Source organism: Pseudomonas sp. GW823-FHT06B06, from assembly GCF_058795195.1.
Genome location: NZ_JBXAHO010000006.1, coordinates 232,801 through 239,493 on the forward strand (window position 1 = coordinate 232,801; position 6,693 = coordinate 239,493).

The window sequence follows — 6,693 nt, forward strand, 5'->3', positions numbered from 1 at the left end:
GGGGAAATCCTGTAGGAGCGAGCATGCTCGCGAAGGTCGTTAACGATGACGCTGGCTGCCTGAAACCCTGCGGCGCTCTGTTGGCCATCGCGAGCATGCTCGCTCCTACAGGGGGGGGGGGGCGGTGTTTGGTTAGAAGAGCCGGGCGAGCAGCGCGGTAACGGCAGTTTCCACGCGCAGGATGCGCTCGCCCAGCTGCACCGGTTGCAGGCCGGACTTGCCCAGCAAGTCGATCTCGTAGGGGATCCAGCCACCTTCCGGGCCGATGGCCAGGGTCACGGGCTCGGTGAGGGCGCGGGGGCAGGGCGGGTATTGGCCTGGATGACCAACCAGGCCGAGAGTGCCCTCGGTAATGGCAGGCAGGCGATCTTCGACGAACGGCTTGAAGCGTTTCTCGATCACGACTTGCGGCAACACGCTGTCCCTGGCTTGTTCGAGGCCCAGGATCAATTGCTCGCGAATGGCCTCGGGCTCCAGGAACGGTGTCTGCCAGAAGCTCTTCTCGACGCGATAGCTGTTCACCAGCACGACCCGTGGCACACCCATGGCCGCGACGGTCTGGAACACCCTGCGCAGCATCTTGGGCCGCGGCAGGGCCAGGACCAGGGTCAACGGCAACTTGGCGGGTGGGGGCTGGTCGAGGGTGACGCGCAGTTCCGCCTCGTTGGCGTCCAGGCGCAGAACCTCCGCCGAGCCCATCAGCCCGTCGATGCGGCCGACACGCATGCTGTCACCCACTTCGCAGCGGTGGACTTCCTGCATGTGGGTCAACCGCCGATCGCGCAGAACCACCCGGTCGGCCGCAATAAAGTCGGCCTCTTCAAGGAGCAGCAGGTTCACGGTTGGGTCGCTGGCGGCTGGTCGTTGTTATCGTCGGCAGGCTGGTCGTCCGGATGCTCGCCACGCTTGCTGATCAGGCTGCCGAACAGGATGCCGATCTCGAACAACAGCCACATCGGTACGGCCAGCAGGGTCTGCGAGAAAATGTCCGGCGGGGTCAGGATCATGCCGACGACGAAGCAGCCGATGATCACGTACGGACGGATTTTCTTCAGGTACTTCACGTCGACCACGCCGATCCACACCAGCAGCACCACGGCCACCGGGATTTCGAACGCCACGCCGAAGGCGAAGAAGAGCGTCATGACGAAATCGAGGTAGCTGGTGATGTCGGTCATCATTTCCACGCCGGCCGGGGTGGCGGCGGCGAAGAATTTGAAGATCAGCGGGAACACCAGGAAATAGGCGAACGCCATGCCGGCGTAGAACAGCACGATGCTCGAACACAGCAAGGGCACGGCGATGCGTTTCTCATGCTTGTACAGGCCCGGTGCGATGAAGCCCCAGATCTGGTGCAGGATCACCGGAATCGCCAGGAACAACGACACCATCATGGTCAGCTTCAGTGGCGTCAGGAAAGGCGACGACACATCCGTGGCAATCATCGTCGCACCGGCTGGCAGGTAGGCCCGCAGCGGTGTCGAGACGAAGGTGTAGATTTGCTGGGTAAAGGCGAACAGCCCGGCAAAGATGATGAAGATCGCCGCTACGCAGCGCAGCAGGCGGGTACGCAACTCAGTGAGGTGCGAAACCAGCGGCATGTGCTGGTCGTTTTCAGGAAGATCGCTCATGGGGCTCGCGGCGGCAATGTTGGGTCTTGAGGGGCCGGCGCAACGGGCGCCGCCGCAGGTGCAACGTGTTCGACCGGGGTCGTTGCGACAGGTACAACTTCGACTGGCGCAGATTCAACGACAGGCGCATGAATCGTCGGCGACGCTGCAGGCTCGACAGGTGTCGGTTGCTGCTGGGTCGGCGAGAAGATCTTGCGGGCCTCCTGCTCAAGCGACAGGATGTGCTCGTTGTGCAGTTGCCGACGAATCTCGTCGGCACCGATTTCACGTTCAACTTCCTGTTTGATTGCGTTGAAGCTGCGCTTGAGGCGGCCAACCCACAGGCCGGCGGTACGCGCAGCGCCCGGCAGGCGCTCGGGGCCCAGCACCAGCAGGGCGACGAGGCCGACGAGCAGCAGTTCAGAGAAGCTGATACCAAACATTAGTCAGTGCTCACGAGTCTTTGCGGATCGGCTCTTCGACTTTTTGCGCCTGCACGTCGATGGTGTGCGGCTGGTTAACAGTGGCCTGTGGCTGAACCGGTGGAACCGGTTGGGCCGGAGTCGCGGTCGGGTCGGCCGGTTTTTCGTCGTCGTTCATGGCCTTGCGAAAGCCCTTGATGGACTCGCCGACGTCGGTGCCGAGGTTTTTCAGTTTCTTGGTGCCGAATACCAGTACCACGACAACCAGGATGACGACCCAGTGTTTCCAGTCAAAAATGCCCATGCTGCTGCTCCTCTCTAATAGTTATTCAGGCGGACGGGCGCGAGGCTTTCTCGGCGTGTCCGGACAGACCGAAGCGACGGTCCAGTTCATCGAGTACAGCCTGGGGATGCTGCCCCAATTGGGCGAGCATGACCATGCTGTGGAACCATAAATCGGCGGTTTCGTAGATCACATCGCTGCAGTCGCCGCTGATGGCGGCGTCCTTGGCGGCAATGATGGTCTCTACTGACTCTTCGCCAACTTTTTCCAGAATCTTGTTCAAGCCCTTGTGGTACAGGCTGGCGACGTACGAGCTGTCGGCGGCGGCGCCTTTGCGCTCTTCCAGCACCTGGGCCAGACGGGTCAACGTGTCACTCATGTTTGTGTCCTGCGCAATAGATGGCGTGCGGATCTTTCAGGACCGGGTCGACAGTCGTCCAGTCGCCGTTCTCGAAAACGCGGTAGAAGCAGCTCTGGCGGCCGGTATGACAGGCAATGTCGCCAATCTGCTCGACCATCAGGATGATCACGTCGGCGTCGCAGTCCAGGCGCATCTCATGCAGGGTCTGCACATGACCGGACTCTTCGCCCTTGCGCCACAGCTTGCCGCGCGAGCGCGACCAGTAGATGGCGCGGTTCTCGGCAGCCGTCAGTTCCAGTGCTTCGCGGTTCATCCAGGCCATCATCAGGACGCGCCCGGTCTTGTGGTCCTGGGCAATCGCCGGCACCAGGCCGTCGGCGTCCCATTTGATCTCGTCCAGCCAGTTTTTCATCTTCGACTCCGACAGCAAGCCCGACACATCATTAGTCGGGCTCAACGTTGAAACAGTGTGCCAGTGCGCAGCACAACTGGCTATCGGCGAACGACCAGATACAAGCCGACCGCCATCATGATGCCCGCTGGCCAATAGGCCAGATCGTTCAATGGCCCGCCCGCGGCGAGGATCGCGCCACCGGCCAGATGGGCCGTACCGAGCAGGCGCAGGAACCAGTCGTCGCGGCGTCGATGCCAGGGTGGCGGCGGATCGTTGGCATGGGGCTGGGACAGGCGTTCGAGCAGGTCACGGGTCATATTGGCCAAGTGCGGGATCTGTTCGATCTGGGATTGCACGTTGCCAAACAAGGCTTTGGGACTGACGCGGTCACGCATCCAGCGCTCGAGGAAGGGTTGCGCGGTGTTCCACAGGTCGAGGTCCGGGTACAGCTGGCGGCCCAGGCCTTCGATGTTCAACAGGGTTTTTTGCAACAGGACAAGTTGCGGCTGCACTTCCATGTTGAAGCGACGAGCTGTCTGGAACAGGCGCATCAGCACTTGGCCGAAGGAAATATCTTTTAACGGTTTTTCGAAGATCGGTTCGCAGACCGTCCGGATCGCCGCTTCGAATTCGTTGAGTTTGGTTTCTGCCGGCACCCAGCCCGAATCGATGTGCAGCTGTGCCACTCGCCGGTAATCGCGCTTGAAGAACGCGAACAGGTTGCGCGCCAGGTAATCCTGGTCCTGGGGGGTAAGGCTGCCGACGATACCGCAGTCGATCGCGATGTATTGCGGGCTCCACGGCTGCACCGTGCTGACGAAGATGTTGCCGGGGTGCATGTCGGCATGGAAGAAGCTGTCGCGAAACACTTGGGTGAAGAAGATCTCCACGCCGCGTTCGGCGAGCATTTTCATGTCGGTGCGTTGGTCCGCCAGGGTCGCGAGGTCGGTCACCTGGATGCCGTAGATACGCTCCATCACCAGCACTTTCGGCCGGCACCAGTCCCAATAGACTTGTGGTACGTACAGCAGTGGCGAACCCTCGAAGTTGCGCTTGAGCTGGCTGGCGTTGGCCGCTTCGCGCAGCAGGTCGAGTTCGTCGTAGATGGTTTTTTCGTAGTCCTGGACCACGTCCACCGGGTGCAGCAGGCGCGCATCGGCCGAGAGTTTTTCGGCGGCGCGGGCGAGGATGAACAGCCACGCCAGGTCTTGCGCGATCACTGGTTTGAGGCCAGGCCGGATCACCTTGACCACGACTTCCTCGCCGGTTTTCAGCTGTGCAGCGTGCACTTGGGCCACCGATGCCGAGGCCAGTGGTTCGACGTCGAAGCGGCTGAACACTTCGCTGATTTTCTTGCCCAGCTGCTCTTCGATCAGATTGACCGACACTTGCGAGTCGAACGGCGGCACGCGGTCCTGCAGCATCATCAGCTCATCGGCGATGTCTTCGGGCAGCAGGTCGCGGCGGGTGGACAGGATCTGCCCGAACTTGATGAAAATCGGCCCCAGGTCCTGCAGCGCCAAGCGCAATCGTGCGCCACGACTCAGGTCCAGCGTCTTGCGCGGGAACCAGCGCCACGGCAAGGCGTAACGCAGCACCAGGAGAAACCAGGGCAGCGGCAGGGCGAACAGCAGGTCATCGAGGCGGTAGCGGATCACGACGCGCTGGATGCGCAACAAACGGCGGACGGCAAGCAGCTTCATGCGTTATCGCTTGGGTCGAGGGATCGGGAAAGGCGCTCGAAACGCGCCTCGAGACGTTCCAGATCGAGTTTGATCTGGTCCAGTTCACTGAATCGGGCTTCGGCTTCGCGCTGACCGACGAGGGTACGTGATTCTTCAGCCAGGTATTCGCCCAGGTTCTGGCCGAGGCTGGCGAATCCTTGCTGATACCAGCGGGCACGGCTGCGCAGATGACCGCCGACCAATTGCGTGGCGACAGGGCCAAGCCAGCGCGAGAGTTCGTACTCCCAATCCAGCTCGAGGTCCTGGAGGATCGCCGCCAGTTCCAGCAATACACCGCTGTCGCCGTCGAGCTCGACTTCGGGTGCATGCAGTACCGAAGTCTTGTCTTTGCTCATCGCCAGTTTCAGCAGGCTCGAGGCCGGTGCGCGCAGGGTGCAGTCGGCGCCGGTTTCCCATTGGGACGCGAGCATCAGGCCTTCATCGCTGGGCAGGATGAACACTTGCAGCGCCGGGCTGCGGCAGTCGACGGCAATCACCTTGCCGGCCAAATGCGCCAGCCGCGGCAGTGCCGTGCTGTCGAGACGCAGCACTCGGTTCAGGCCGAGCTCAACGCTGGCGAGCAGGCCGGCGAGCAGCATCAGGGCTTGATGCCACGGTGCAGGGCGACGATGCCTGCGGTCATGTTGTGATAGGTCACGCGGTCGAAGCCGGCCTCGACCATCATCGATTTCAGGGTTTCCTGGTTCGGGTGCATGCGGATCGATTCGGCCAGGTAGCGATAGCTTTCCGAGTCGTTGGTGATCAGCTTGCCCATCAGTGGCATGAAGGCGAACGAGTAGGCGTCGTAGGCCTTGGACATCAGCGCGTTGGTCGGCTTGGAGAACTCCAGCACCAGCAGGCGACCGCCAGGCTTGAGCACGCGCAGCATCGAACGCAGGGCGTCTTCCTTGTGCGTGACGTTGCGCAGGCCGAAGGCGATGGTCACGCAGTCGAAATGGTTGTCCGGGAACGGCAGTTTTTCCGCATCGGCCTGGACGAATTCGACATTGCCGGCCACACCCAGGTCCAGCAGGCGGTCACGACCGACCTTGAGCATGGATTCGTTGATGTCGGCCAGCACCACCTGGCCAGTCGGGCCAACGAGGTGCGAGAACTTGCGGGTCAAGTCACCCGTGCCGCCGGCGATGTCCAGCACCCGGTTACCTGTGCGCACGCCCGACAGTTCGATTGCGAAACGCTTCCACAGACGGTGCATGCCGCCCGACAGGAGGTCGTTCATCAGGTCGTACTTGGCGGCTACGGAGTGAAAAACCTCAGCGACTTTTTCCGCTTTCTGGCTTTCCGGAACGTTTTTGAAGCCGAAGTGAGTGGTGGGTTCGGCATCGTTGCCTTTGCGCTGATCAGTCATATCGCTGTCACCAAAAGAGAATGCGCGACATTCTAATCCCCAAGGCATGCTTTGTCTTGGCAAGGCTGAAGGTAAGATGGGCAACCATCGGGACGTTTTGACGCAGCAGAGGTCAAGATGCCTCAGGATCGCCCCCATAAAGCAGGAGTCATTTGATGGCCCATATTAGTGTTGAACGTGCCCATGGCCTGGGTAAGGAAGCGGCCCGCGAGAAGGCCGACAAGCTGGCGCAGAAACTTTCCGATCAGTATGGCCTGGAACCGCAGTGGTCTGGCGACACCTTGAACCTCAAGCGCTCCGGTGTGAAAGGTGCGGTGCATGTCACTGAAGACTCGATCAAGGTCGATGTGGAGTTGGGCCTGATGATGTCGGCCATGAGCGGCATGATCAAAGCGGAAATCGAAAAGGCGCTCGATAAAGCGTTGGTCTGATTTCTGGTTGGAATGAGATCCCCTGTGGGAGATTCTATGGTTGAGGGGAAGCCCTCAACTGGTTTTCGGTTGGTATTCACTCTGCCCCTTCAGCAGGGC

10 protein-coding genes are annotated in these 6,693 nt (G+C 61.1%); 1 reads left to right on the top strand and 9 read right to left on the bottom strand.

Translation table 11 applies throughout. The features are described from left to right. Positions 1 to 132: 132 nt before the first annotated feature. The 9 genes from AC1Q8Q_RS07995 to ubiE form a co-directional block, all read right to left on the bottom strand. Positions 133 to 840 carry a 16S rRNA (uracil(1498)-N(3))-methyltransferase gene (locus tag AC1Q8Q_RS07995; protein ID WP_033045335.1) on the bottom strand — a complete coding sequence of 236 codons (708 nt, stop codon included), beginning with the start codon at positions 838 to 840 and terminating at the stop codon, positions 133 to 135. Next, complete coding sequence (gene tatC / locus AC1Q8Q_RS08000) at positions 837 to 1,631, bottom strand: twin-arginine translocase subunit TatC (protein WP_008058092.1); 795 nt, start codon at positions 1,629 to 1,631, stop codon at positions 837 to 839. The genes AC1Q8Q_RS07995 and tatC overlap by 4 nt, the downstream gene beginning before the upstream one ends. Next, entirely contained in the window at positions 1,628 to 2,053 is a 426-nt protein-coding gene (tatB, locus tag AC1Q8Q_RS08005) for a Sec-independent protein translocase protein TatB (RefSeq protein WP_033045334.1), read from the bottom strand. The genes tatC and tatB overlap by 4 nt, the downstream gene beginning before the upstream one ends. 10 nt (positions 2,054 to 2,063) lie before the next feature. Next, a complete protein-coding gene (locus tag AC1Q8Q_RS08010; RefSeq protein ID WP_020801012.1) occupies positions 2,064 to 2,336 on the bottom strand; it encodes a twin-arginine translocase TatA/TatE family subunit in 273 nt (90 codons plus the stop codon). Positions 2,337 to 2,361: 25 nt separating this feature from the next. Next, positions 2,362 to 2,694, bottom strand: coding sequence for a phosphoribosyl-ATP diphosphatase (locus AC1Q8Q_RS08015; RefSeq protein WP_007899279.1), 333 nt, complete (start codon positions 2,692 to 2,694; stop codon positions 2,362 to 2,364). Beyond that, entirely contained in the window at positions 2,687 to 3,088 is a 402-nt protein-coding gene (gene hisI, locus AC1Q8Q_RS08020) for a phosphoribosyl-AMP cyclohydrolase (protein WP_033045332.1), read from the bottom strand. The genes AC1Q8Q_RS08015 and hisI overlap by 8 nt, the downstream gene beginning before the upstream one ends. Before the next feature lie 80 nt (positions 3,089 to 3,168). Further along, positions 3,169 to 4,773, bottom strand: coding sequence for a ubiquinone biosynthesis regulatory protein kinase UbiB (gene ubiB / locus AC1Q8Q_RS08025; RefSeq protein WP_020801015.1), 1,605 nt, complete (start codon positions 4,771 to 4,773; stop codon positions 3,169 to 3,171). Then, positions 4,770 to 5,393, bottom strand: a complete 624-nt coding sequence (locus AC1Q8Q_RS08030) for a ubiquinone biosynthesis accessory factor UbiJ (protein ID WP_020801016.1) — start codon at positions 5,391 to 5,393, stop codon at positions 4,770 to 4,772. The genes ubiB and AC1Q8Q_RS08030 overlap by 4 nt, the downstream gene beginning before the upstream one ends. Next, entirely contained in the window at positions 5,393 to 6,163 is a 771-nt protein-coding gene (gene ubiE / locus AC1Q8Q_RS08035) for a bifunctional demethylmenaquinone methyltransferase/2-methoxy-6-polyprenyl-1,4-benzoquinol methylase UbiE (protein WP_033045331.1), read from the bottom strand. The genes AC1Q8Q_RS08030 and ubiE overlap by 1 nt, the downstream gene beginning before the upstream one ends. Positions 6,164 to 6,318: 155 nt before the next feature. Between ubiE and AC1Q8Q_RS08040 the strand changes: the two genes are divergently transcribed. Continuing rightward, positions 6,319 to 6,594 (top strand): polyhydroxyalkanoic acid system family protein, encoded by a 276-nt coding sequence (locus AC1Q8Q_RS08040; RefSeq protein ID WP_033045330.1) that lies wholly within the window; start codon positions 6,319 to 6,321, stop codon positions 6,592 to 6,594. Positions 6,595 to 6,693: the final 99 nt, after the last annotated feature.

Bases quoted from the DNA above. Each gene is read 5' to 3' on its own strand.
- AC1Q8Q_RS08030 (WP_020801016.1), bottom strand. From the start codon at position 5,393: ATGCTGCTCGCCGGCCTGCTCGCCAGCGTTGAGCTCGGCCTGAACCGA.
- tatC (WP_008058092.1), bottom strand. From the start codon at position 1,631: ATGAGCGATCTTCCTGAAAACGACCAGCACATGCCGCTGGTTTCGCAC.
- ubiE (WP_033045331.1), bottom strand. From the start codon at position 6,163: ATGACTGATCAGCGCAAAGGCAACGATGCCGAACCCACCACTCACTTC.
- ubiB (WP_020801015.1), bottom strand. From the start codon at position 4,773: ATGAAGCTGCTTGCCGTCCGCCGTTTGTTGCGCATCCAGCGCGTCGTG.
- tatB (WP_033045334.1), bottom strand. From the start codon at position 2,053: ATGTTTGGTATCAGCTTCTCTGAACTGCTGCTCGTCGGCCTCGTCGCC.
- hisI (WP_033045332.1), bottom strand. From the start codon at position 3,088: ATGAAAAACTGGCTGGACGAGATCAAATGGGACGCCGACGGCCTGGTG.
- AC1Q8Q_RS08040 (WP_033045330.1), top strand. From the start codon at position 6,319: ATGGCCCATATTAGTGTTGAACGTGCCCATGGCCTGGGTAAGGAAGCG.
- AC1Q8Q_RS08010 (WP_020801012.1), bottom strand. From the start codon at position 2,336: ATGGGCATTTTTGACTGGAAACACTGGGTCGTCATCCTGGTTGTCGTG.
- AC1Q8Q_RS08015 (WP_007899279.1), bottom strand. From the start codon at position 2,694: ATGAGTGACACGTTGACCCGTCTGGCCCAGGTGCTGGAAGAGCGCAAA.